Raw genomic sequence first — 23787 nt, 5'->3', positions numbered from 1 at the left:
GTGAGTCCCAACGGCTCCGACCGCTCGCCGCGGCGCACGATGCGGCGGAAGCTGCCTCAGGCGCTGGCACTGGGCCTCGTCATCGCGACCGCCACCGGCTGCTCGGCCAACGACCTCCCCAGGCTTGGCCTCCCGAGTCCCGTCACCGAGGAAGGACCCCTGGTCCTCCACATGTGGCAGGGCTCCTGGATCGCGGCGCTGGTGGTCGGCGTACTGATGTGGGGTCTGATCATCTGGAGCGTGATCTTCCACCGGCGCAGCCGCACCGGTGTGCAGGTCCCTCCGCAGACCCGGTACAACGTGCCCATCGAGGCGCTCTACACCGCGGTCCCCATCATCATCGTGTCGGTCCTCTTCTACTTCGTCGCCCGCGACGAGTCGAAGCTGATCGCCGTCTCCGAGAAGCCGCAGCACACGGTCAACGTGGTGGGCTTCCAGTGGAGCTGGGCGTTCAACTACGAGAACACCGAGAACCCCGACCCGGCCAACCAGGACGCGGCGTACGAGGTGGGCACCCCGGAAGCGGCGCCGACCCTGTACCTGCCGGTCAACGAGACGGTGCAGTTCCGCCTCACCTCTCGTGACGTCATCCACGACTTCTGGCCCATCAACTTCCTGATGAAGATGGACGTCGTGCCGGGCGTGGTGAACCGGTTCGAGGTCACCCCGACCGTCAAGGGCGAGTACAGGGGCAAGTGCGCCGAGCTCTGCGGCGTCGACCACTCGCGCATGCTGTTCAACGTGAAGGTCGTCGACCGTGCCGAGTACGACCTTCACCTGAAGGAGCTCCGGGCCAAGGGTCAGACCGGCGCGGTGCCCTCCGGCATCACGACCATGGGAAGTGAAGAGAAGTGACCATCCTCAACGAGCCCGCCGCGGCCGGCGGGGGCGCCGGGGCCGTCACGGTCGGGGCGCAGCGGACCCGCAAGCCGGGTTCCACCATCATCAAGTGGCTGACCACCACTGACCACAAGACGATCGGCACGCTCTACCTGGGCACGTCCTTCGCCTTCTTCCTGATCGGCGGCATCCTCGCGCTGGTCATGCGCGCCGAGCTGGCTCGTCCCGGGACCCAGATCCTGTCGAACGAGCAGTTCAACCAGGCGTTCACCATGCACGGCACGGTGATGCTGCTGATGTTCGCGACCCCGCTCTTCGCCGGGTTCGCGAACTGGATCATGCCGCTCCAGATCGGCGCCCCCGACGTCGCCTTCCCGCGTCTGAACATGTTCGCCTACTGGCTGTACCTGTTCGGCTCGCTGATCGCCGTCGCCGGCTTCATCACCCCGCAGGGCGCCGCCGACTTCGGCTGGTTCGCCTACGCGCCGCTGTCGGACGCGGTCCGCTCGCCGGGCATCGGCGCCGACATGTGGATCATGGGTCTGGCCTTCTCCGGCTTCGGCACGATCCTGGGTGCGGTCAACTTCATCACCACGATCATCTGCATGCGCGCGCCCGGCATGACGATGTTCCGGATGTCGATCTTCGTCTGGAACGTCCTGCTGACCGCCGTGCTGGTCCTGCTGGCCTTCCCGGTGCTGGCCGCCGCGCTGTTCGCCCTGGAGGCGGACCGCAAGTTCGGGGCCCACGTCTTCGACCCGGCGAACGGAGGGGCGCTGCTCTGGCAGCACCTGTTCTGGTTCTTCGGCCACCCCGAGGTGTACATCATCGCGCTGCCGTTCTTCGGCATCGTGTCCGAGGTCATCCCGGTCTTCAGCCGCAAGCCGATGTTCGGCTACTCCGGCCTGATCGCGGCCACCATCGCGATCGCCGGCCTGTCCGTGACGGTGTGGGCCCACCACATGTACGTCACCGGCCAAGTCCTGCTGCCGTTCTTCTCCTTCATGACCTTCCTGATCGCGGTCCCGACCGGTGTGAAGTTCTTCAACTGGGTCGGCACCATGTGGAAGGGCTCGCTGAGCTTCGAGACCCCGATGCTCTGGACGGTCGGCTTCCTGGTCACCTTCCTCTTCGGCGGTCTGACCGGTGTCCTGCTGGCCTCCCCGCCGATCGACTTCCACGTCTCGGACTCGTACTTCGTCGTCGCCCACTTCCACTACGTGGTCTTCGGCACCGTCGTCTTCGCGATGTTCGCCGGCTTCCACTTCTGGTGGCCGAAGATGACCGGCAAGATGCTGGACGAGCGCCTCGGCAAGATCACCTTCTGGACGCTGTTCATCGGCTTCCACGCGACCTTCCTGGTGCAGCACTGGCTCGGCGCGGAGGGCATGCCCCGCCGCTACGCCGACTACCTGGCGTCCGACGGGTTCACCACCCTGAACACCGTCTCCACCATCGGCTCGTTCCTGCTCGGCCTGTCGATCCTGCCGTTCCTCTACAACGTCTGGAAGACGGCCAAGTACGGCGAGAAGGTCGAGGTCGACGACCCGTGGGGCTACGGCCGCTCGCTGGAGTGGGCGACCTCCTGCCCGCCGCCGCGGCACAACTTCCTCACGCTGCCCCGGATCCGCTCGGAATCCCCGGCCTTCGACCTCCACCACCCGGAGATCGCCGCGCTGGACTACCTTGAGAACCACGGTGAGCCGGCCAAGCACCTCGCGGGCGTGACCCCGGCGAAGTACGACGCCCCGCAGCTCGGCAAGGGCAAGAAGGGTGGGGACGCCTGATGAAGGAACAGGGCAAGATCTTCCTGGGCCTGGCGGTCTTCGTGCTGGCCATGGCCATCACGTACGGCCTGTGGACCAACCAGTCGGAGCACGGCATCGAGGCGGCGGGCACCACCGCGCTGTTCCTCGCCTTCGCGCTCTGCGCGTTCATCGGGTACTACCTCGCCTTCACCGCCCGCCGGGTGGACAGCGGCGCGGGTGACAACCCCGAGGCCGAGGTCGCGGACGACTCCGGCGAGCTGGGCTTCTTCGCCCCGCACAGCTGGCAGCCGCTCTCGCTGGCGATCGGCGGCGCGCTGGCGTTCCTCGGTGTGATCTTCGGCTGGTGGCTGCTGTACTGGTCGATCCCGGTGATCCTGATCGGCCTGTTCGGCTGGGTCTTCGAGTTCTACCGCGGCGAGAACCAGAACCAGTAGGTTCCGCCCCTCGCACAGGGCCGGGCATCCCGCACGGGATGCCCGGCCCTGTTGCGTCCCCGGAGTGACGGCCTCACCCTCCCGGCGCAACGGCGCGTCGCCCGGATGTCGCTCGGGCGGGACGGTTCCTACGATCTGATCAATCGTGCGAACCCTCGGAGGCGGTCATGGCCGACAGGCGCGGAATCGCAGGTATCGGCGGCATCTCGCTGGCCCTGGCAGTACTGGCCCCGCTGGCCGGCTGCACGTCCGGAAGCGGGGACGACCTCGCCGGTACCGTGCGCAAGGTCGACGCCGCGAAGCTGGTGCACCTCTCCGCCACCGAGCGGGTGGACCCGTCCCAGCCGGTCACCGTGACCGCCGAGCCGGGCAGCCGGCTCACCGACGTCACCGTGGTCGGCCCGGACGGGCGGGTGGTCGCCGGGCGGCTCTCGGACGACCAGCGCAGCTGGCAGACCACCGGGCGGCTCAAGGCCGCCACCTCGTACACCGTCCGGATCGCCGCCGACGACGGCAGGGGCGGCCGGGGCGAGACCACCGCCGGGTTCGCGACGGTGGCCGCCCAGCGCCTGCTGGCCGCCAAGCTCGGCCCGGACTCCTCGGGCAGCGGCGTCTACGGCGTGGGCCAGCCGCTCACGGTCCAGCTCTCCGAGGCGGTGAAGGACCCGCAGGCCCGCCAGGAGGTGGAGCGCGCGCTCACCGTGGTCTCGCAGCCGGCCGTCACCGGAGGCTGGTACTGGGTGGACGACAGGAACCTGCACTTCCGCCCCGAGCAGTACTGGCCGACCGGTACCACGGTCAGCCTCGCCTTCGAGGGCACCGGCAGCCGGATCGCGGACGGCCTGTACGGCGGCGACCGGGCCGCCCTGGCGCTGCGGATCGGGGAGCGGGTCGAGACGGTGGTGGACGCGTCCGCCCACGAGCTCACCCTGAAGCGTGACGGCCAGGTGGTCCGGACGATCCCGGTGACCACCGGGAAGCCGGGCTTCGACACCCGCAACGGCGTCAAGGTGGTGCTCGGCCAGGAGCGCAAGGTCCGGATGAGCGGCGAGACGATCGGGATAGCGGCCGGCAGCGCGGAGTCGTACGACCTCGACGTCGAGTGGGCGACCCGGGTCACCTGGAGCGGCGAGTACGTCCACGCCGCGCCCTGGTCGGTGGGCGCGCAGGGGATCGAGAACGTCAGCCACGGCTGTACCGGCATGAGCACCGAGAACGCCCGCTGGTTCTACCAGAACACCAGGGTGGGGGACCTGGTGACGGTGGTGAACAGCCGGGGCAAGGGCATGGAGCCGTTCGGCAACGGCTTCGGCGACTGGAACATCGCCTGGGCGGACTGGGTCGGCCACAGCGCCCTCGGGCAGCCCGTCAGCACCACCGCACCGGTCACCCGGGCCCCCGCCACGGGGATGATCGCCCCGCAGCTCTGACGGGCCCGCACGGCCCCTCCTCAGCCCTCGCCGGCGCCCTCCCGGTAGGCCAGCCGCAGTGCGGTGTCCACGGCCCCCAGGGCGTCCGGCAGGGGCAGCCCGAGCCGGACGACCCGCTCGGCGTACTCGGCGGCGGCCGCCGCGGCCAGCCGGTGCGCGGCGTCGCCGACCGCGGCGACCAGGGTGCCGCGCCGGCCGTGGGTCTCGACCACGCCGTCCGCCTCCAGCTCGCGGTAGGCGCGGGCGACCGTCCCCGCGGCCAGCCCCAGCCGCTCGGCCAGCGCCCGGACGGTGGGCAGCCGCAGACCGGTCGCCAGCTCGCCGCTGCGGGCCTGCTCGGCGATCTGGGCGCGGATCTGCTCGTACGGGGGAGTGGCGGAGGCCGGGTCGACGGACAGCTGCACGGATGGCTCCTGGGGTTCGGTCGGGACGGGGCTGGTCGGGACGGGTCGGGACGGGACGGGTCGGGACGGGTCGGGACGGGACTGGGCGGGTCGGGACTGGTCGGGACTGGGCGGGACGGGAAAAGCCCGAGGGCCGCCGACCAGATGAACTCTGGTCAGCGGCCCTCGGGTGCGACGCGGGGTGCGTACGGGATCAGTGGTGGCCGTGGCCGCTGGTGATCTCGTGGTGCTCCTCGGAGGTCGGCTTGGGGATCTGGCTGCCCTCGCCGTAGAAGCCGCGGGAGAGCTTCGCCCGGGTCCGGGTGATGACGTTGGCCTTGCGGGCCACACCGTTCTCGTCCGTCGCGGCCGGCAGCTCGAACGGCTCCACCTGCTCGTGCGCGGTGAGCGTGTGCAGGTCCTTCGCCGGCAGCTGGGCGTGCACCTCGACGAACTCGCCGTGCGGCAGGCGCTTGATGACGCCGGTCTCGCGGCCGTGCAGCACCTTCTCCTTGTCACGGCGCTGGAGGCCGAGGCACCAGCGCTTGGTGATGATGAAGACGAGCACCGGGACCACGAACATGCCCACGCGGACGAAGTACGTGACCGAGTTGATCGACAGGTGCAGGTGGGTGGCGAACAGGTCGTTGCCACCGGCCATCAGCAGGATCAGGTAGAGGCTGATCCAGGCGGCGCCCAGACCGGTGCGGACCGGGGCGTTGCGCGGGCGGTCCAGGATGTGGTGCTCGCGCTTGTCGCCGGTGATCCAGCCCTCGATGAAGGGGTACACCGCGATCGCGGCCAGCACCATCGGGAAGATCGCCAGCGGCACCATGACACCCAGGTTCAGGGTGTGGCCCCAGAGGCTGATCTCCCAGCCCGGCATGATGCGGATCAGACCCTCGGAGAAGCCCATGTACCAGTCGGGCTGGGCGTCCGTGGACACCTGGTCCGGGCGGTACGGGCCGTACGCCCAGATCGGGTTGATCGTGGCGATCGCCGAGATGACGGCGATGAGGCCGAACACCAGGAAGAAGAAGCCGCCGGCCTTGGCCATGTAGACCGGCATCAGCGGCATGCCGACGACGTTCTTCTCGGTCTTGCCCGGGCCCGCCCACTGGGTGTGCTTGTGGTAGAAGACCAGGATCAGGTGGGCGACCAGCAGGCCCAGCATGATGCCCGGGATCAGCAGCACGTGGATGGTGAAGAACCGCGGCACGATGTCGTGGCCGGGGAACTCGCCGCCGAACAGGAACATCTGGATGTAGGTGCCCACCAGCGGGACGGCGAGGATCGCGCCTTCCATGAAGCGGATACCGGTGCCCGAGAGCAGGTCGTCGGGGAGCGAGTAGCCGAAGAAGCCGTCGAACATGCCGAGGACCAGCAGCAGGAAGCCGAAGACCCAGTTGATCTCGCGCGGCTTGCGGAACGCGCCGGTGAAGAACACGCGCATCATGTGCACGAGCATCGCCGCGACGAAGACCAGGGCGGCCCAGTGGTGGATCTGGCGGACCAGCAGGCCGCCGCGCACCTCGAAGCTGATGTCCACCGTCGACGCGTACGCCTCGGACATCGGGATGCCCTTGAGGGGCACGTACGAGCCCTGGTAGATCACCTCGCCCATGGAGGGCTTGAAGAACAGCGTCAGGTAGACGCCGGTCAGGATGATGATGATGAAGGTGTAGAGGCAGATCTCACCGAGCATGAAGGACCAGTGGTCCGGGAAGATCTTGCGGAGGTTCGCCCGGGCGAGGGAGTAGATCCCCAGCCGGCCGTCCGTCCAGTCCGCTGCCTGCTCCCACTTGTTGGCGGGTTTGGCGCGCGTGCTGGCGGGCTTGGCGGCACCGGAGGTGGTGCTGCTCGCGCTACTCATCGAGCACGCTCCCAGTAGCTCGGGCCGACGGGCTCGTCGAAGTCGCCGGTGGCGACCAGGAAGCCCTTCTCGTCAGTGATGATCTTCAGCTGCGGCAGCGGGTGGCCGGCCGGGCCGAAGATGACGCGCGCGCCGTCCGCCAGGTCGAAGGTCGACTGGTGGCAGGGGCAGAGCGCGTGGTGGGTCTGCTGCTCGTAGAGGCTGATCGGGCAGCCGACGTGCGTGCAGATCTTGGAGTAGGCGAGGATGCCCTCGAAACCCAGCTCCTTGGACTTCTCGTCCTTGATGTTCTCCGGCGCGATGCGCACCAGCATCAGGGCGTCCTTGGCGATCCGCTGCTGGAAGTCCTCGTCGTGGGTGTGCAGACCCTCCGGCATGGCGAAGGTCAGCGAGCCGACGATGATGTCCTCGGCGGTCATCGGCAGGTTGGTGTTCATGTTGATGAGCGCCAACGGCTTCGCCGGGGTGGCCTCCAGCCAGCCGGTGTGCTCCAGCTTGTCCTCGGGCAGCGGCCCCAGGTCGCGCAGCAGCACCACACCGGAGAGCGGCACCAGGGCCATCGAACCGATGAGGGTGTTGCGGATCATCTTGCGGCGGCCGAAGCCGGACTCGGCGGCGCCGGTCCTGAACTGGTCGATGACGTCGTTGCGGACCTCGTCGTCGGCCTCGATCGGGTGACGCTCGGCCGGCAGCTCGACGTCCGACATCAGGGTGCGGGCCCAGTGGACCGCGCCCGCGCCGATCAGGAAGAGGGCCACGCCCAGGGTCATGCCCAGGGCGAAGTTCAGCGCACTGATGTTGCCCAGCGGCCAGACGTAGACGATCTTTTCCTTGTCGATGGCCACGTACGAGGCGATGAAGCCGATCGTGGCGAGCATCGAGACCACGAACATCAGCGACACCTGGCGCTCGGCCCGCTTGGCGGCCCGCTCGTCGATGTCGGTGCGACGCGGTTCGTGGGCCGGCAGGCCCGGGTCGGCGAACGGATCGCCGTGGGCGGCCACCTCGTGGTGCCCGGCGGAGCCGTGGGACTCCGGGAGCTTCTCTTCTGACATGTCGTGGCTCATGACTTCTTGGCCTTGGTGGTGTGGGCGGCGACCCAGATCGCGACCGCGATGAGCGCGCCGAGACCGAAGATCCAGCCGAACAGGCCCTCGGTCACCGGACCGAGGCTGCCGAGCGTGAGACCGCCGGGGTTGGGCTCATCGTTGGTGGTGTGGCGGACGAAGGCCACGATCTGCTTCTTCTGCTCCTCGGGCATGGTGGTGTCCGGGAAGGACGGCATGTTCTGCGGGCCGGTCTGCATGGCCTCGTAGATGTGCTTCGCGTCCACGCCCTCCAGCGACGGGGCGTACTTGCCCTGGGTCAGGGCACCGCCCTGGCCGGCGAAGTTGTGGCACTGGGCGCAGTTGGTGCGGAACAGCTCGCCGCCCTTGGAGAGGTCCTCGGGGTTGGTCGAGGTGTACTGCTCCTCGGTCGGAGTCACCGGGCCGGGGCCGAGCGAGGCCACGAAGGCGGCCATCTGGTCGATCTCGGCCTGCGAGTAGATGTTCTTCTTCTTCGGCACCTGGGCGCCGGGCTGCTGGGCCGGCATGCGACCGGTGCCGACCTGGAAGTCGACCGCGGCGGAGCCGACGCCGACCAGGCTGGGACCGTCGCTCGAACCCTGGCCGTTCAGGCCGTGGCAGGAGGAGCAGCCCACGGCGAAGAGCTTCTTGCCCTCATCGATCGCGAGCGACTGCGCGGCGACGTCGGCCTGCGCCTTGTCGGCGGGCGCGAACGCGGCGTACAGCCCCCCGGTTGCCGCCAGGGCGAGAAGTAGGACGACCAGCGCCGCCAGTGGGTGGCGCCGTCGTGCGGAGAGCTTTTTCACGGAATAACCCCGGTGTCAGGATCTGGTCGACTGGTGGGTGCACCCGGCGGCCGGTCTGGCCGGCACGAGGCGGCCTGTCTAGGGCTGCGCGCGCGGTCGGTCGGTGGGAGCGTCGCCACCGGCGAAATCGGGCCGTCGCCCAGGAGGGCGGGACCCGGAGCCGGTGGCCAGCGACCTGATCAGCTGGTTACTTGATCAGGTAGATGGTCGCGAACAGGCCGATCCACACGACGTCGACGAAGTGCCAGTAGTACGACACCACGATCGCGGCGGTGGCCTGCTCGTGCGTGAAGCGCTTGGCTGCGTACGTCCGTCCCAGGACCAGCAGGAAGGCGATCAGACCACCCGTCACGTGCAGACCGTGGAAGCCGGTGGTCAGGTAGAACACCGTGCCGTACGGGTCGGAGGACAGCGAGAGACCGTCCTTCTTGACCAGCTCGGTGTACTCGAAGATCTGGCCGCCGATGAAGATCGCGCCCATCACGAAGGTGATGACGAACCACGAGCGGAGCTTCTTCACGTCCCCGCGCTCGGCGGCGAAGACGCCGAGCTGGCAGGTGAGCGAGGAGAGCACCAGGATCGTGGTGTTGACCGAGGAGAAGGGCACGTTGAGGGCGTGCGCCTTCTCGGTCCAGTACTCGGCTCCCTTCACGGAGCGGAGCGTGAAGTACATCGCGAAGAGGGCCGCGAAGAACATCAACTCGGAACTGAGCCAGACGATCGTTCCGACGCTGACCATGTTCGGCCGGTTGACCGATCCGTGCGCGTGCCCGGTTTCTACTGCTGTTGCTGTCGCCACGACGGACATTATGTCGGTCCCTTATTCCGTCTTCACGTCGGGGGGTGTCCCTCGGAGTGTCCGGTGCGTGCGGTATGCCCCCCTGGTGCCCGACGGGCCGTCCGTACCGGTGCTGAGCAGCGGCGTGTCCCTTTTCTGATGGTTCTTCGAAGGCGTCTTCGACCCCGATGCCCTGCGTGTCGTACCACCCCCCGGAGGCCCGTCGGTAGTAAGGGGAGAAGGCCCCCGTCCGCCGTACGGGTGGACTGCGGGCGTGAGGGTGACGCGCTGTCCTCCGGCCGGACCATCGGTGGGCGCGGCGGCTTGAGACGGATCGCGCGGGAGTGGCTCGGCGGCCGGTGATCGGGAGTAGCATCCGGGGAGAGGCGAACGTGGTCCGGATCACACGTGAGGGAGCAGGGCCCATGGCGTACACGACCGACGAGACGCTGACCGTTCTCGTCTACAGCCACGACCGCACGACCCGCGAGCAGGTGCTCACGGCGCTCGGCAGCCGGGTGGCCGAGGATCTGCCGGAGCTGTCCTACCTGGAGTGCGCGACCACCCCCGCGGTGCTCAGGGCACTGGAGAAGGGCGGCGTGGACCTCTGCGTGCTGGACGGGGAGGCGGTGCCGGCCGGCGGGCTCGGGCTCGCCCGGCAGCTGAAGGACGAGATCTACGGTTGCCCGCCGCTGCTGGTGCTGATCGGCCGGCCGCAGGACTCCTGGCTGGCCGCCTGGAGCCGGGCCGACGCGGCGATCTCCCAGCCGGTGGACCCGGTGGCGCTGGCCGAGGCCGCCGGCACCCTGCTCCGCGCCCGGCTGGCCAAGCGGGCGCCGGCCGCCCGGTAGGCGCGCCGGCCCCCCGGGCGGAGCGGGCGAAGCCACCCGGGACGGGGCGTTCCGGACGGGGCGCGCGGACCGGGCTCCCGGGCCGCGCGTCTCACCACGGGAGAAGAAGGGTGAACGGCCGAGCCCCCGCGCCCCGCCGCTCGATAGGCTGACTCCATCCCTACGGTCATCCCCGTACGACGGGGAACGAGAGCTGGAGTCAGCCATGGTGAACGTGCACCCTGCGAACGGCGGTAGCGACCCCGCGCAGGTGGTCCGCACCTGGCCGGACATCCTGTCGGTGCTGCTGCGCGGCGAGGACCTCGACCGTTCCGCGACCGCGTGGGCGATGGACCGGATCATGAGCGGCGAGGCCTCCCCGGTCCAGGTGGCCGGGTTCATGGTGGCGCTGCGGGCCAAGGGCGAGACGGTCGACGAGATCTCCGGCCTGGTCGACTCGATGTACGCGCACGCCGAGCCGCTGTCCGTCCCCGGCCCGGCGGTGGACATCGTCGGCACCGGTGGCGACCGGGCCAAGACCGTCAACATCTCGACCATGTCGGCGATCGTCGCGGCCGCGGCCGGCGCCAAGGTGGTCAAGCACGGCAACCGGGCGGCCTCCTCGTCGAGCGGCTCCTCGGACGTGCTGGAGAAGCTGGGCATCCGGCTGGACCTGTCGCCGCGCCGGGTCGCCGAGGTGGCCGAGGAGGTGGGGCTCACCTTCTGCTTCGCGGCGACCTTCCACCCGTCGATGCGGCACGCCGCCCCGGCCCGGCGCGACCTCGGGGTGCCGACCGCGTTCAACATCCTCGGTCCGCTCACCAACCCGGCACGGGTCACCGCGCACGCGATCGGCTGCTTCGACACCCGGCTCGCGGCGCTGATCGCCGGCGTGCTGGCGCGGCGCGGCTCCACCGCGCTGGTCTTCCGGGGTGACGACGGCCTCGACGAGCTGACCATCACCACCACCTCGCAGGTCTGGGTGGTCCGCGACGGCGCCGTCACCGAGACCTCCTTCGACCCGCGCGACGTCGGCATCGAGCCGGTCGGCATCGAGGCGCTGCGCGGGGCGGACCCGGCGTACAACGCCGAGGTCGCGCGCCGGCTGCTGGCCGGGGAGCACGGTCCGGTCCGGGACGCCGTGGTGCTGAACTCGGCGGCGGCGCTGGTGGCGCTCGACCTGACCGACGCGCCGCTGGCCGAGCAGCTGGCGGCCGGCATGGCGCGGACGGCGGCGGCGATCGACTCGGGTGCCGCCCGGGACCTGCTGAAGCACTGGTCGGAGGCCACCGCCGGAGCCTGAGGCGCCGTCAGGGGTCGGCCGGGGCGTCCCGGCCGGCCCTTTCGCGTTCCCGCGCCCGGGCGGGGCGGAGGTCCGGAGGGCCCGGGGCCGACCGGTCCCCGGACGGCCGTCCGGGATGTGGACCCCTGTTTGACCACCGGGCGGACGCGACCTAGAGTTTTCGCCAGGTCATGAGCGACAGCGTCAAGCCCCAGCTGGCTGTCCGGCAACCCTCCGTCCGTGGCGGGGTGCCCTGGGTGAGGACCGGGTCATGCGGCGAACCGTCCGCGTGACAAGCGCGGACACCGGACGACTTTGCACTCCCGGGGTCCTGACCCGTAGAAGGAGTGCATCCCCATGTCCCTTTCCTCCCCGCAGTCGCCGGCCGCCGTCCTCGACCAGGCGCCCTCCCCGCAGGCCCTCCTCAGCGTCCTCGGCCACGACGTCCAGGTCCCGCTGGCCACCGGTGAGAAGGTCGGCTACGCGGCGCTCGACTACGCCGCCAGCGCCCCGGCGCTCCAGCGGGTCTGGGACGACGTCGCCGCCTACGCCCCCTACTACGGCAGCGTGCACCGCGGCGCCGGCTACCTCTCGCAGCTCTCCACCGACCTGTTCGAGCAGAGCCGCCGCACCGTCACCGAGTTCCTGGACCTGCGCGAGGGCGACCAGGTGGTCTTCACCCGCGCCACCACCGACTCGCTGAACCTGCTGGCCGCCGCCGTCCCCGCCGGCACCCGGGTGTTCGCGTTCGAGACCGAGCACCACGCCTCGCTGCTGCCCTGGGCGCACGCCGGCCTGGCCGTCACCTACCTGCGCGCCCCGCGCTCGCACGCCGAGGCGGTCGCCGCCTTCGACGCCGCGCTGGCCGAGGCCCCCGAGGGCCCGAAGCTGCTCTGTGTCACCGGCGCCTCGAACGTCACCGGCGAGCTGTGGCCGGTCGCCGAACTGACCCGGACCGCCCACCGGTACGGCGCCCGGGTGGTGCTGGACGCCGCGCAGCTGGCCCCGCACCACCGGGTCTCGGTGCGCGAGCTGGACGTGGACTGGATCGCCTTCTCCGGGCACAAGCTGTACGCGCCCTTCGGCGCCGGGGTGCTGGCCGGCCGGTCCGACTGGCTGGACGCGGCCGATCCGTACCTGGCCGGCGGCGGCGCCACCCGGACCGTGGCCCGGGAGGAGGACGGCTCGGTGGCCGTGCAGTGGCACACCGGCCCGGCGCGGCACGAGGCCGGCTCCCCGAACGTGATCGGCGCGTACGCGATCGCCTCCGCCTGCCGGGCGCTGACCGAGGCCGGCTTCGACGCCCTGGAGGCCCGCGAGCGCGCGCTGGTCGACCGGCTGAAGGCGGGCCTGGCGGAGGTCCCGCAGGTCAAGGTGCTCAACCTGTTCGGCCCGGAGTCGGCCCGGGTGGGCGTGCTCTCCTTCGTCGTCCAGGGCTGGAACAGCTCGCACTTCTCGGCCGCGCTCTCCGCCGAGTACGGCATCGGCGTGCGCGACGGCCTGTTCTGTGCGCACCCGCTGGTCCGCACCCTGCTCGGTGACGAGGACGTCGCGCCGTCCGAGTGCGGGGCGCCGGAGCCGTCGCTGCCGGGCGAGCGCAGCCTGAACGCGATCCGGGTGAGCTTCGGTGCGGGCACCCCGGACGAGCACGTGGACCGGTTCCTGACCGCTGTCCGCGAGCTGGTCACCGACGGCGCGGCCTGGAACTACCGGAACGAGGGCGGCCGCTGCGTCGCGGACACCCGGCGCGGCGCCTGAGCGGGCGCCCGGCACTCCGACGGGCGGGGCGCCCGTCGGAGGACTGACGGGTCAGGCGTCGAGGCCGATCGCGAAGGCGGCTTCGAGGTCGTGCTGGGAGTAGGTGCGGAAGGCGATCTGGGTCTCGGTGTGGGCCACGCCCGGGACCTTGTTGAGCCGGCCGGGGATGACCTCGGCGAGGTCGTCGTGCCGCCGCACCCGCACCATCGCGACCAGGTCGTACCCGCCGGTCACCGAGTAGACCTCGCTGACGCCCTCGATGGCGGCGATCGCCTCGGCGATCTCCGGGATGCGGTCGACACTGGTCTTGATCAGGACGATGGCGGTGATCACGGTGCGAGCTCCTTTGTGAGGTGCCGCCAGGGTATCGGGCGTCAGCCGGGCGGTCGCGGGGGGCGGGCGGCCCGGGTCCGGCGCTCGGCGAGGGTGCAGGCGTAGAGGAAGCCGGCCGCGAAACCGATGACGTGCACCAGGTAGGCGACTCCGGGGCCGGCCGAGTGGACCGACCACCACTGCAGGGCGAACCAGAGCCCGAGCACCAGCCAGGCGGGGAACCGCAGCGGCAGGAAGAGCAGCAGCGGGACGAGCGTGGTGACCCGGGCGCGCGGGTGCAGCCGGAGGTAGACGCCGAGGACGGCCGAGATCGCCCCGGAGGCACCGATCAGCACCCGGGTGGAGTTCGGCGAGTGCGCCTCGGCGAGCGCGAAGCCGTAGGTGGCCACCGCGCCGGCCGCCAGGTAGAAGAGGACGAACCGGGAGCGGCCCAGCCGCCGTTCGACGGTCGGGCCGAAGACGTGGAGGAAGAGCAGGTTGCCCAGCAGGTGCAGCCAGCCGCCGTGCAGGAAGAGCGCGCTGAGCACCGAGAGCGCCGGGTGCTTCCCCGGGGTCGGCGCGGCCGGGCAGCCGGGCACCGGGTCGGGGGCCTCGGCCAGCTGTTCGGCGGTGAGCGGGTGCCCGGTCAGCAGTTCGGCGGGCACGGTCCCCCAGCGCTGCTCGTAGCGCTGCTCGGCGCAGACCCGCTCCTGGCCGCGCCCGTACAGCGGGTTGAGTCCGGCGGCGGGCCCGAGCAGGAAGACCAGGGTGTTGAGCGCGATCAGCACGTAGCAGACCGCCGGAGCGGTGGCGGCCGGTCGGCCGTCCCGTGCACCGGCGTGGTCGAGGACCGGGATCGCCATGCGGCCAAGCATCCCTCCGCCGGGCCGGCCGGCACCGCGTCGTTACGGCAGGTGGCCCAAGGCGGCGATCGCCGTGACCGGTGGTCACGAAGGTTGCCCCAGGCAATAGGCTTGGGGCGGGCATTCCCGCCTCCCGCCGCCGACGCCGGGGCTCCGGGGGGAGCGCCTGAGCCCATCCAGGGACCACCCGAGAGGACCCCCGATGACCGTCCCCGCCCTGACCGCCGAGACGCGCTGGCGCTGCACGCTCTGCGGAAACCTGACCCGCTTCGACGTCACCCGCACCGCCCGGGTGACCGAGTTCCTCCACTTCGACCTGGCCGGCGAGTCCAAGGTCGAGGAGACCCAGATCCTCAGCGAGACCGTGGAGTCGGTGCGCTGCCGCTGGTGCAACGCGGTGGACCAGGTCGAGCTGGTAGCCCGTCCGGGCGCGGCGGACGCCGGGGCCGAGGCCGCCGGCGAGCAGGGCTGATGCCCGGTCCGTGCGGTGGGCGGCACACGGCGTGGCCGTCCGCCGCACGGGACAATACGGAGAGAACGCGCGGAGTGTGACGGGGGTGGCGGCCACCGGCCGTCCCCCGCTGGACCAGGATCGGAGCCGAGGACGTGGTGGACGCAGCGAAGGAGCCCGCCGGGCCGCAGGGGCAGCAGCCCGCTGTGGACGCGCAGGCGCCGGACGCGGCCGGGGCCGCTCCCATCGGAACCGAGGGCGCGGCCGGGACTGCCTCCGGCGAGGAGCCCGGCGGCGGTGACGAACCGGCGGCAGCCGACGGTGGAGCGGCCGGAGCGGACGCGCACGACGGGGCGGATTCCCCCGGCCGGTCCCCGGACGGCGGTTCCGGGGCGGACGACGCGCCCGACCGGCCGGACCGCGGCGGCGGGTCCGAAGCGGAGGCGGAGGCCGAGGCGACCGCCGAGCGCCTGGACCGCCCGCTGCCCGAGGGGGTGCGCCGGCGGGTGGTCGGCCTGGCCGCCGACGCGCTCGGCGGCCTGCCGCTCGGTGAGCTGCCGCAGTCGCTGCGCCAGTACGCCAAGTTCACCCCGGCCCGCCGGGCCAAGTACGCCGCGACCGCGCTGGCCGCCGCGCTGGAGTCCGAGCCGGCCTTCCGGGTGCGGATAGCGGAGCGGCTGAGACTGGGCCAGCCCGATCTGGTCCGGGCCCTGGAGGCGGGCACCGTGCCGGGCGCCGCCGATCCGATGGACGTGGCCGCGGCCGCCTACCTGGTCCGTTCGGCGGGCTGGAGCCGGCTGGTCGCGGAGGCGGGCGAGGAGGCCGAGCGGGCCGGCGCCGAGGGCGCGGCGGCCGAGGCGGCCCGGCTGGTGGAGAAGCTGCAGGCCGAGCTGACGGAGCTGAGGGCCGCCGCGCGGGCCGACCTGGACCGGCACCGGGCCGAGTCGGAGGACGTCCGCAAGGAGGCCGAGTCGCTCCGCCGGAAGGTCCGTTCGCTGGAGAGCGACACCCGCCGGGCGCAGGCCGAGACCCGCAAGCTGGCCGCCGAGCTGGAGGCGGTCAGGGCGCAGACGGCGGCCGAGCGGAGCGCCGGCGAGAGCGAGACGCGGCGGCTGCGGCACCGGGTGACGGAGCTGGAGAACGCCGTGGAGCAGGGCCGCCGGTCGGCCCGCGAGGGGCGCAGCGTCGAGGACATGCGGCTGCGGCTGCTGCTGGACACCGTCCTGCAGTCGGCCCAGGGGCTGCAGCGGGAGCTGGCGCTGCCGGTGTCGCAGATCCGTCCGGCGGACCTGGTGGAGGCGGTGGTGCCGGGCTCGGCCTCGCCGCACGACGTGGCGCGGCGCGGCCTGGCGGAGGACGACCCGGCGCTGCTGGACCAGCTGCTGGCGATCCCGCAGGTCCATCTGGTGGTGGACGGCTACAACGTGACCAAGACCGGCTACCCGACGCTGCCGCTGGAGCAGCAGCGGATCCGGCTGCTGGGCGGGCTGGCGATGCTGGCCCAGCGCACCCAGGCGGAGGTCACCTGTGTGTTCGACGGCCAGGACCTGGACGTGCCGGTGATCATGGCGCCGCCGCGCGGGGTGCGAGTGCGGTTCAGCCGGACGGGGGAGACGGCGGACGAGCTGATCCGCCGGCTGGTGCGGGCCGAGCCGCAGGGGCGCCCGGTGGTGGTGGTCTCCACCGACCGGGAGGTCGCGGAGGGCGTGCGGAAGGCCGGCGCGCGCCCCGTGGCCTCCGTCCTGCTGCTCAACCGGCTGGCCCGGCCGTAACCGTCCCCCGGATCCGGGGGACGGGAATGACGCCTGGTCAGTGCCCGGGTTGCGGTGATGTGCGGATCTCGTGAAGTCAGGGCGGGGGAGACGGGTTCACGCCAACGGGGGAGTGGCGCAATGCGTGGATCTTCACTAGGGTCTGGCGTCAAACCTATTTTCCGGATTCTCACCCGAACAGGTGAGTCCATTGGAAGAAGGAGCCGGTCTTTTGGCCTCCCACCGCCGTCCCAAGCAGCCCAGCCGCGCGCGGGTGTCCGTGCTCACTGCGGCCGCTGCGACCGCGGTCGCCCTCTCCGCCCAGGTCGCCGCGCACGCCGCGCCCAGCCCGTCCCCCAAGAAGGAGGACGTGAAGGCGCAGATCGACCAGTTGCAGGAGGAGGCCGAGCAGGCCACCGAGCGCTACAACGGCGCCAAGGAGCGGACCGACCAGCTGCGCAAGCAGGCCGACCAGCTCCAGGACCAGGTGGCCCGCGGTCAGGAGCAGATGACCCAGCTTCAGGCCGGGCTGGCCGAGGTGGCCGGTGCGCAGTACCGCACCGGCGGCATCGACCCGTCGGTCCAGCTGATGCTCTCCTCGGACCCGTCCGGCTACCTGGACAAGGCCTCCAGCGTCCAGCAGGCCAGCTCCAGCCAGACCGAGGCGCTGAAGGGTCTCCAGGACCAGCAGCGCCGGCTGGACCAGCAGAAGGCCGAGGCGGCCGCCGTACTGGCCTCGCTGGACACCACCACCAAGGACCTCAACCAGTCCAAGGCCGAGGTCAACAAGAAGCTCAAGGAAGCCCAGGACCTGCTGAACTCGCTCAGCGCCGCCGACCGCGCGGCCCTGAAGGCGGCCCAGCAGCAGCAGGAGCGGGCCTCCCGCGGCGGCACCGAGCGGCCCGACCTGGGCGCGCTGCCGCAGGCCTCCGGCATGGCCGGCGCCGCGGTCGCCAACGCGATGGCCCAGCAGGGCAAGCCGTACGGCTGGGGCTCCACCGGTCCGAACAGCTTCGACTGCTCCGGTCTGATGGTCTGGGCGTACGGCAAGGCCGGCGTCTCGCTGCCGCGCACCTCGCAGGCGCAGGGCAACTACGGCACCCGGGTGCCGTCGCTCGCCGAGGCGCAGCCGGGCGACCTCATCATCTACCGCGACGACCGCAGCCACGTCGCCATGTACATCGGCAACGGCATGGTGGTGCACGCGCCGCGCACCGGCGACGTGATCAAGGTGATGAAGGCCGACGGCATGAAGATCAACACGATTCGCCGCGTCTGACGCCGCAGGGGCCGCCGGGGCGTCCGACCGCCTGACGGTCCGCCACGACACGCCCGCGGGCCCGCCGAAGGCCCTGTGATCCGCGCCACCTCCGAACGGGGGTGGCGCGGTCGTTTCGGGCGCGGGTTCGGCCGCGGGGTGAGGAACGATCAGCTCCGTGTGGAGCGGCGATCACACATGGTCATATTCACAAAAGAACTTGGGTATTCTTCTGGCTTTTTTCCGACAAGGATTTGAACGGATCACGGATCTGTTACTAGGGTCGTGTCTCGAACCACCGCACAGTCGATCACCCAGCCTGGGTGGCGGCGGGGGTTTACCGCCGAGTTCGTGAAGCAGCGGGACGGGCCAGTCGCCCGTCCGAGTGAGAGGCCCGCACCGCGGGTGGCTGTGGACCGGAGCCGGGGAACCACGTTCCTCCGGGGTGAATCGGCGCCAGGTCGGCCGCGGGAGCGGACGGTGAGGCGTCGTAGGGCACGCTTCCGCCCGAACCCGTCAGCTCACCCGGTAGGCGGATGAGGAAGAAGGAGTCCGCCTTCGTGGCGTCCCATCGTCGTCCCAAGCCCGCCGGCCGTACCCGGGTCTCGATCCTGACCGGTCTCGCCGCCGCCACCGTCGCGCTCTCCGCGCAGACCGGCGCCCACGCCGACCCGGCCCCGACCAAGGACCAGGTCAAGGAGCAGGTCGACCAGCTCAACGAGCAGGCCGAGATCGCGACCGAGAAGTTCAACGGCGCCCAGGCCAAGCAGCAGGAGCTGCAGAAGCAGGTCGGTGAGCTGCAGGACAAGGTGGCCCGCCAGCAGGCCGTGGTGACCGAGGCGCAGGGCGGCCTCTCCGAGATCGCCGGCGAGCAGTACCGCACCGGCGGCATATCGCAGACCGTCCAGCTGATGCTCTCCTCCAGCCCGGACAACTTCCTGAACCAGGCCGACGCCCTCAACCAGGCCGGGTCGACCCAGTCCGGCGCGCTGAAGGAGCTCCAGGAGCAGCAGCGCAGGCTCGACCAGGACCGCACCGAGACCCAGGGCAAGCTTGCCGAGCTGGAGGCGACCACCCAGCAGCTGAAGGCCTCCAAGGAGGAGGTCCAGGGCAAGCTGACGAAGGCCCAGGACCTGCTCAACACCCTCACCGAGCAGGAGCGCCAGGCGATCCGCGCGGCCGAGGAGAAGGCCGCCGCCGAGGCCAAGGCGAAGGCGGACGCCGCCAAGGCCGAGGCCGCCAAGGCCGCCAAGGCGAAGGCCGACGCCGAGCGCGCCTCCCGGGACAACGAGCGCAGCAACCTGAGCGCGCCGTCCGCCGCCCCGTCGGCGCCCGCGGCCTCCTCGGCCCCCGCCGCCGCCGCGCCCAAGCCGGCCGCACCCGCCGCCAACAGCTCGCGCGCCGCCGCCGCGATCGCCGCGGCCGAGAGCAAGCTCGGCGCCCCGTACGTCTACGGCGCCACCGGTCCGAGCAGCTTCGACTGCTCCGGCCTCACCGGCTGGGCCTACGCCCAGGCGGGCGTGTCGCTGCCGCGCACCTCGCAGGCGCAGGCCGGTGCCGGCACCCGGATCGGCTCGGACATCTCCCAGGCCCAGCCCGGCGACCTGGTGATCTTCTACGGCGACCGGCACCACGTCGGCATCTACGTCGGCGGCGGCCAGGTCATCCACGCCCCCAAGCCGGGTGCCTCGGTCCGCTACGAGGCGGCGTCCAACATGCCGGTCAACTCCATCGTGCGCCTCTGATCCCCGATCACGCGGCCTGCGCAGGCCCGGTCCCCCCACGCGGGAGGCCGGGCCTGCGGCTTTTCCGCCACTCGTGCTGATGTCCGAAAAGGAGTCAAATATTCGGGTTGGGAGGGGTTTGGACTCGGTTGCCCGGACTCGCTAACGTCTGCCACCGGACTCCCGCTACCAGCCGCCCTCCCCGGGGCGGCGGCGGACCCTGCCGCAGGATCGGAGCCGACGCCGCATGCCCGTGCACCGCCGTTCCCCGCTGTCAGGCGCGCACGCCCTAGCCCGGGCGCTGGTGCTCACCGCGGCGGCCACCACCGCGCTGGGCGTCGCGACCGGAGGCACCGCCCAGGCCGCGCCCGGCTCCCCGGACGGGCCCGCCGGCCGCAAGGACGTCAAGGCCCAGGTGGAGCAGCTCTACGACGAGGCCGAGCAGGCGTCCGAGCGGTACAACGCCGCCCAGGAGGCCCAGCAGAAGCTCCAGCACGAGACCGGCACCCTCCAGCAGCAGATCGCCGTGGCCCAGGACGAGCTGAACCGGCTCCGCGGCGACCTCGGCGCGGTGGCCGGCGCCGAGTACCGCGGCGGCGGCATGGCGCAGACCGTCCAGCTGATGCTCTCCACCGACCCGGAGGGCTACCTCTCCCGGGCCCGCAGCCTCGACCAGGCCGCCGAGCGGCAGAACGAGACGCTCCGCGAGGTGATCGCCCGCCAGCGCGGGCTGGACCAGCGCCGGGCCGAGACCTCCGCCAAGCTCGCCGAACTGGACCAGACCCGCAAGGCGCTCGCCGAGGGCAAGCAGCAGATCCAGCAGCGGCTCGCCAAGGCGCAGCGGCTCCTCAACAGCCTCGGCGCCGTCGAGCGGGCCAGGCTGGCGGCGCAGGACGCCAGGGAGGCCGAGCAGCGCGCCACCCGCGGCACCGACCGGCTGGACCTCGGCACCACGCCGCCCGCCTCCGAGCGAGGCGCCGCCGCGCTGGCCGCCGCCGTGAGGATGATCGGCTCGCCCTACGTGTACGGATCCACCGGGCCCAAGGCGTTCGACTGTTCCGGTCTGATGTACTGGAGCTGGCGGCAGGCCGGAGTGACCCTGCCGCGCACCTCGCAGGCCCAGGCGTACGCCGGCCGGCGGGTCGGCCTCTCCGATGCGCGGCCGGGAGACCTGGTGATCTTCTACCGGGACATGCACCACGTCGGGATGTACGCCGGCGGCGGGGTGATCGTGCACGCCCCCTACCCGGGCGCCAAGGTCCGCTACGAGAGCGTCAACGCGATGCCGGTCGCGGGGGTGATCCGGCTCTGAGCCGCCCCGGCCCCCCTCCGGCCGCCGCCCCGGACGCCCCGGGCGGCGGCCGTGCGCTGTCCCGGCGCGGCGCCCTGCTGCTCGCGGCCGCCGGACTCGCCCAGCTCTCGCTGCCCGGGGCGGGCCCGGCCGGGCCCGCGGCGGCCGCCTCCGACGGGCACGCCGAGGCGCTGGCGGTGCTGGACGAGCGGGCCCGGGCCCTGACCGGGGGGCCGCCGGAGCTCCCGCTCCGGGCGGTCTACCGCAACCTGCTGCTCGGCCCGGCGGACGCCGCGGGCCGGTGCTCCGCCACCGCCGAGCTGGCGGTCACGGTGACCGGGTACGACGAGGAGCCGGTGGTGCACCCGCGCAGGCTGGCGCTGGCCGGGAGCGGCGGCCGGCTGCGGGTGGAGCGGGAGGAGGGCGCCGGCGGTCCGCCGCCGCTGTGGGACCTCGGAACCGTCCGGGCCGCGGCCGGCGGGCGCTGCCTGGTGCTCGGCCTGGCCGACCCGGCCGCACTGGCCGGGCTGGCCGCCGTCGGCGACCGGGCCGTCCCGGCGGTCGAGGAGGTCTGGGGCGCCGCCTGGGCGGGCCGGCTGCTGCTCCAACTGCCCTCCACCGAGGAACAGTTCGCCCGGCTGGTGGAGGACGGTTCGCCCGGCTGGGCGGGGATGGCGGCGGTCACCGTCGCGGCGCCCGGGGCACCCCGGCACGCCCCGGCCGACCGGATCGTGATCAACCCGGCGGCGTACGGGCGGCTGAGCGCCTTCGGCCGCCAGGTGGTGACCACGCACGAGGCGGTCCACGTGGCGACCCGGGCCGACACCCGGGCCTGGACGCCGCTCTGGCTCTCCGAGGGGGCCGCCGACTGGACGGGGTACCGCGGTTCCGGCCGCCCGGCCCGGCAGATCGCCCCCGAACTGGCCCGGGACGTCGCCGCCGGGAGGCTGCCCGCGGCGCTGCCGGAGGACCGGGCCTTCACGGCCGGCGCCGACGGCCTCGCCCAGGCCTACGAGCAGGCCTGGCTGGCCTGCGACCTGATCGCCCGCCGGTACGGGCCGCAGCGGCTGGTGGCGTTCTACCGGGCGGTCGGCGAGGCCGCTCCGGGGGCCGACCGGGAGGCCTGGCTGGACCGACTCTGCCGGGACCGGCTGGGCCTCGGCCTCGCCGAGTTCACCCGGCTCTGGCTCGCGGAGGTCCGGGGCCTCGCGGCCTAGCCGTCGTGACCCGGCCGCTGTGACCTAGCGGTCGCTCCGGACGGTCGGCCGGTCGATGCCGTCCAGCAGGTCCTGCTCGTACGCGATGCCGGGCCGGACCGAGTAGGCGGCGGACGGGACGGGCTCCGGCGGGGCCAGCACGACCGTCTCCGGGAGCCGCTCGGTGCGCCGGGTGGAGCGCCAGAGCCGGACGCAGGAGAGCACGGTGGCGGCCAGCAGCAGCAGGTTGCGCAGGGTCAGCACGGTGATCGCGGTCGGCTTGCTGGCGACCACGTCGCCGAAGATCAGCGGGAACTCCACCAGGGTCAGCGGGGTCGCGGCCAGGATCAGGAGGGCGACCGGCCGCTGGCTGGTCCCCCGGACGGTCAGGCACACCGCGGCCACGCCGACCAGCCAGACCAGGTACTGCGGGCTGATCACCCGGCTGGTCACGGTGAAGATCAGCAGTGCGGCCAGCGCCGCGTCGTACATGGTGGCGGCGTTCCGCCGGCGGGCGGTGAACCGCCAGAGCAGCAGCCAGGCGAAGCCCAGCACCGAGCCGGCCAGCATCACCTTGGAGATCACCGGCACCCACGGCCCGAGCATCTCCACCGAGCCGTAGTTCATCAGGACCTTGCCGTCCCAGGCGCCGGCGATCCGGGCGAAGTGGATCGGCAGCGCGCCGACCGACTCGACCTCGATGCCGCGGTCCTTCTGGAACGTCAGGAACTCGAACGCGCCGTTCATCCCGGCCGCCAGCAGGAAGCCGATCGAGGCGGCCGCGGCGGCCGCGGCCGTCCAGGAGCGGCGGGTGCGCCGGCCGGACGGGGTGCCGATCAGGCCGAGCAGCGGCCAGATCTTGACGATCCCGCCGAGGCCCAGCAGCAGTCCGCCGACCGCCGGGCGGCGGATCAGCGCCAGCAGGCCCGCCACCGCGATCGCGGTGACGATCACGTCGTAGCGGTTGTAGATCATCGGGCCGAGCAGCGGCACACCGGCCACCCAGACCCAGGCGCCGGTCAGGGCCCGGCCCTTGCGCAGTCCGGTGCGGACCAGCACGGCCATCGCGGCGGCGTCGGCGATCCCGCAGATCACCCAGAACGAGACCAGGTACGACCAGGGCAGCAGCCCCGGCAGCATGATCACCAGGGCGGCGCCGGGCGGGTACTGCCAGGTGACGTCGTCCAGCGGGAAGGTGCCGGTCTGCAGGACGCCGTACCAGGCGTGGTAGATGATCCAGACGTCGGCGGTGATGTCCCCGCCCGGCATCCGCAGCACACCGGTCACCAGCAGCATCAGCAGCGTCCGGGTGGCCACCCAGGTCCCGCCGAGCGCCAGCAGCGCCCCGGTCCGCCCGGAGGGGCGCGCGGGGCCCTGGACGGGCTCCTGGCGGACGGCCAGCGCCGTGCCGGAGCCGGCCGCGCCGCTGGGTGAACCGGACTCGGTGGCCGGGGCCAACTCCACTGCGCTCCCTCGTTCGTCTCGACGTCCCACCGGAGGCGTCGTGCGACGGACGCCCGGGCCGCCGGTGCCGGGCCGGCGCCGCACGTCGGCCCGGCCGCACCGGCCGCCTAGGTTCTAGGACAGACCCGGGGGTGCAACGGTTGCCGTGCGCGGTTCCGTTCCCGGCGGGTCATGGTGTTGACCTATCGTACGGATCACCCAGCGGTTACCCGAGCACCCCCCGACCG

Annotated in this window: 21 protein-coding genes and 2 riboswitches; of the genes, 13 read left to right on the top strand and 8 right to left on the bottom strand. The window is 72.1% G+C overall.

The genetic code is table 11. From position 1 onward, the window contains the following. The 4 genes from ctaC (at position 1) to OG550_RS10455 (ending at position 4473) form a co-directional block, all read left to right on the top strand. Entirely contained in the window at positions 1-855 is an 855-nt protein-coding gene (ctaC, locus tag OG550_RS10470; protein WP_327676419.1) for an aa3-type cytochrome oxidase subunit II, read from the top strand. Then, positions 852-2627, top strand: coding sequence for an aa3-type cytochrome oxidase subunit I (ctaD, locus tag OG550_RS10465; RefSeq protein WP_327676418.1), 1776 nt, complete (start codon positions 852-854; stop codon positions 2625-2627). The genes ctaC and ctaD overlap by 4 nt, the downstream gene beginning before the upstream one ends. Continuing rightward, positions 2627-3043: a cytochrome c oxidase subunit 4 gene (locus OG550_RS10460; RefSeq protein WP_327676417.1), complete on the top strand. Its 417-nt coding sequence runs from the start codon at positions 2627-2629 to the stop codon at positions 3041-3043. Before ctaD ends, OG550_RS10460 begins: the two co-directional genes overlap by 1 nt. A 167-nt stretch (positions 3044-3210) precedes the next feature. Beyond that, the gene (locus OG550_RS10455) at positions 3211-4473 is read left to right on the top strand and encodes a L,D-transpeptidase (protein ID WP_327676416.1); all 1263 of its coding nucleotides are present in this window, start codon (positions 3211-3213) and stop codon (positions 4471-4473) included. A 20-nt stretch (positions 4474-4493) separates the two neighbouring features. On the opposite strand, the gene OG550_RS10450 is transcribed toward OG550_RS10455, so the two are convergent. From OG550_RS10450 to ctaE, 5 genes are all read right to left on the bottom strand, one after another. After that, complete coding sequence (locus OG550_RS10450; RefSeq protein ID WP_327676415.1) at positions 4494-4877, bottom strand: GntR family transcriptional regulator; 384 nt, start codon at positions 4875-4877, stop codon at positions 4494-4496. A gap of 193 nt (positions 4878-5070) precedes the next feature. After that, complete coding sequence (gene qcrB, locus OG550_RS10445) at positions 5071-6729, bottom strand: cytochrome bc1 complex cytochrome b subunit (protein WP_327676414.1); 1659 nt, start codon at positions 6727-6729, stop codon at positions 5071-5073. Beyond that, complete coding sequence (gene qcrA / locus OG550_RS10440; RefSeq protein WP_442905974.1) at positions 6726-7796, bottom strand: cytochrome bc1 complex Rieske iron-sulfur subunit; 1071 nt, start codon at positions 7794-7796, stop codon at positions 6726-6728. The genes qcrB and qcrA overlap by 4 nt, the downstream gene beginning before the upstream one ends. Beyond that, entirely contained in the window at positions 7793-8602 is an 810-nt protein-coding gene (gene qcrC, locus OG550_RS10435; protein WP_327676412.1) for a cytochrome bc1 complex diheme cytochrome c subunit, read from the bottom strand. The genes qcrA and qcrC overlap by 4 nt, the downstream gene beginning before the upstream one ends. A 187-nt stretch (positions 8603-8789) precedes the next feature. Beyond that, entirely contained in the window at positions 8790-9410 is a 621-nt protein-coding gene (gene ctaE / locus OG550_RS10430) for an aa3-type cytochrome oxidase subunit III (protein WP_327676411.1), read from the bottom strand. 395 nt (positions 9411-9805) lie between these two features. Here ctaE and OG550_RS10425 point away from each other — a divergent pair, with 395 nt between their 5' ends. The 3 genes from OG550_RS10425 (at position 9806) to OG550_RS10415 (ending at position 13250) form a co-directional block, all read left to right on the top strand. Beyond that, entirely contained in the window at positions 9806-10231 is a 426-nt protein-coding gene (locus OG550_RS10425; RefSeq protein WP_327676410.1) for a hypothetical protein, read from the top strand. A 205-nt stretch (positions 10232-10436) separates the two neighbouring features. Next, the gene (gene trpD, locus OG550_RS10420; RefSeq protein WP_327676409.1) at positions 10437-11513 is read left to right on the top strand and encodes an anthranilate phosphoribosyltransferase; all 1077 of its coding nucleotides are present in this window, start codon (positions 10437-10439) and stop codon (positions 11511-11513) included. 166 nt (positions 11514-11679) lie between these two features. Further along, positions 11680-11797: riboswitch (SAM riboswitch) on the top strand. A 52-nt stretch (positions 11798-11849) separates the two neighbouring features. Then, on the top strand, positions 11850-13250 hold the full coding sequence (locus OG550_RS10415; RefSeq protein ID WP_327676408.1) for an aminotransferase class V-fold PLP-dependent enzyme: 1401 nt from the start codon (positions 11850-11852) through the stop codon (positions 13248-13250). A 51-nt stretch (positions 13251-13301) separates the two neighbouring features. Here OG550_RS10415 and OG550_RS10410 read toward each other — a convergent pair whose 3' ends face one another. Together OG550_RS10410 and OG550_RS10405 are read right to left on the bottom strand one after the other, a co-directional pair. Then, complete coding sequence (locus OG550_RS10410; protein ID WP_327676407.1) at positions 13302-13583, bottom strand: Lrp/AsnC ligand binding domain-containing protein; 282 nt, start codon at positions 13581-13583, stop codon at positions 13302-13304. Between the two features lie 41 nt (positions 13584-13624). Continuing rightward, positions 13625-14425 (bottom strand): rhomboid family intramembrane serine protease, encoded by an 801-nt coding sequence (locus tag OG550_RS10405; RefSeq protein WP_327676406.1) that lies wholly within the window; start codon positions 14423-14425, stop codon positions 13625-13627. A 202-nt stretch (positions 14426-14627) separates the two neighbouring features. Between OG550_RS10405 and OG550_RS10400 the strand changes: the two genes are divergently transcribed. From OG550_RS10400 to OG550_RS10375, 6 genes are all read left to right on the top strand, one after another. Next, entirely contained in the window at positions 14628-14897 is a 270-nt protein-coding gene (locus tag OG550_RS10400; RefSeq protein ID WP_327676405.1) for a hypothetical protein, read from the top strand. Between the two features lie 449 nt (positions 14898-15346). Beyond that, entirely contained in the window at positions 15347-16648 is a 1302-nt protein-coding gene (locus OG550_RS10395) for an NYN domain-containing protein (protein ID WP_327683799.1), read from the top strand. Between the two features lie 211 nt (positions 16649-16859). Further along, on the top strand, positions 16860-17906 hold the full coding sequence (locus OG550_RS10390; RefSeq protein ID WP_327676404.1) for a C40 family peptidase: 1047 nt from the start codon (positions 16860-16862) through the stop codon (positions 17904-17906). Positions 17907-18282: 376 nt separating this feature from the next. Continuing rightward, positions 18283-18435: riboswitch (cyclic di-AMP (ydaO/yuaA leader) on the top strand. After that, complete coding sequence (locus OG550_RS10385) at positions 18422-19630, top strand: C40 family peptidase (protein WP_327676403.1); 1209 nt, start codon at positions 18422-18424, stop codon at positions 19628-19630. It overlaps the preceding riboswitch by 14 nt. A 226-nt stretch (positions 19631-19856) precedes the next feature. Next, positions 19857-20921, top strand: coding sequence for a C40 family peptidase (locus OG550_RS10380; protein WP_327676402.1), 1065 nt, complete (start codon positions 19857-19859; stop codon positions 20919-20921). A gap of 176 nt (positions 20922-21097) precedes the next feature. Further along, entirely contained in the window at positions 21098-22117 is a 1020-nt protein-coding gene (locus tag OG550_RS10375; RefSeq protein WP_327676401.1) for a hypothetical protein, read from the top strand. Positions 22118-22141: 24 nt separating this feature from the next. On the opposite strand, the gene OG550_RS10370 is transcribed toward OG550_RS10375, so the two are convergent. Beyond that, positions 22142-23560: a glycosyltransferase family 87 protein gene (locus OG550_RS10370; RefSeq protein ID WP_327676400.1), complete on the bottom strand. Its 1419-nt coding sequence runs from the start codon at positions 23558-23560 to the stop codon at positions 22142-22144. Between the last annotated feature and the right edge of the window lie 227 nt (positions 23561-23787).

The sequence above is a fragment of the Kitasatospora sp. NBC_00458 genome (genome assembly GCF_036013975.1).
Lineage (GTDB): Bacteria > Actinomycetota > Actinomycetes > Streptomycetales > Streptomycetaceae > Kitasatospora.
The sequence above is the reverse complement of the archived record's forward strand: the minus strand, read 5'-3'. Positions and strand labels throughout refer to the sequence as shown.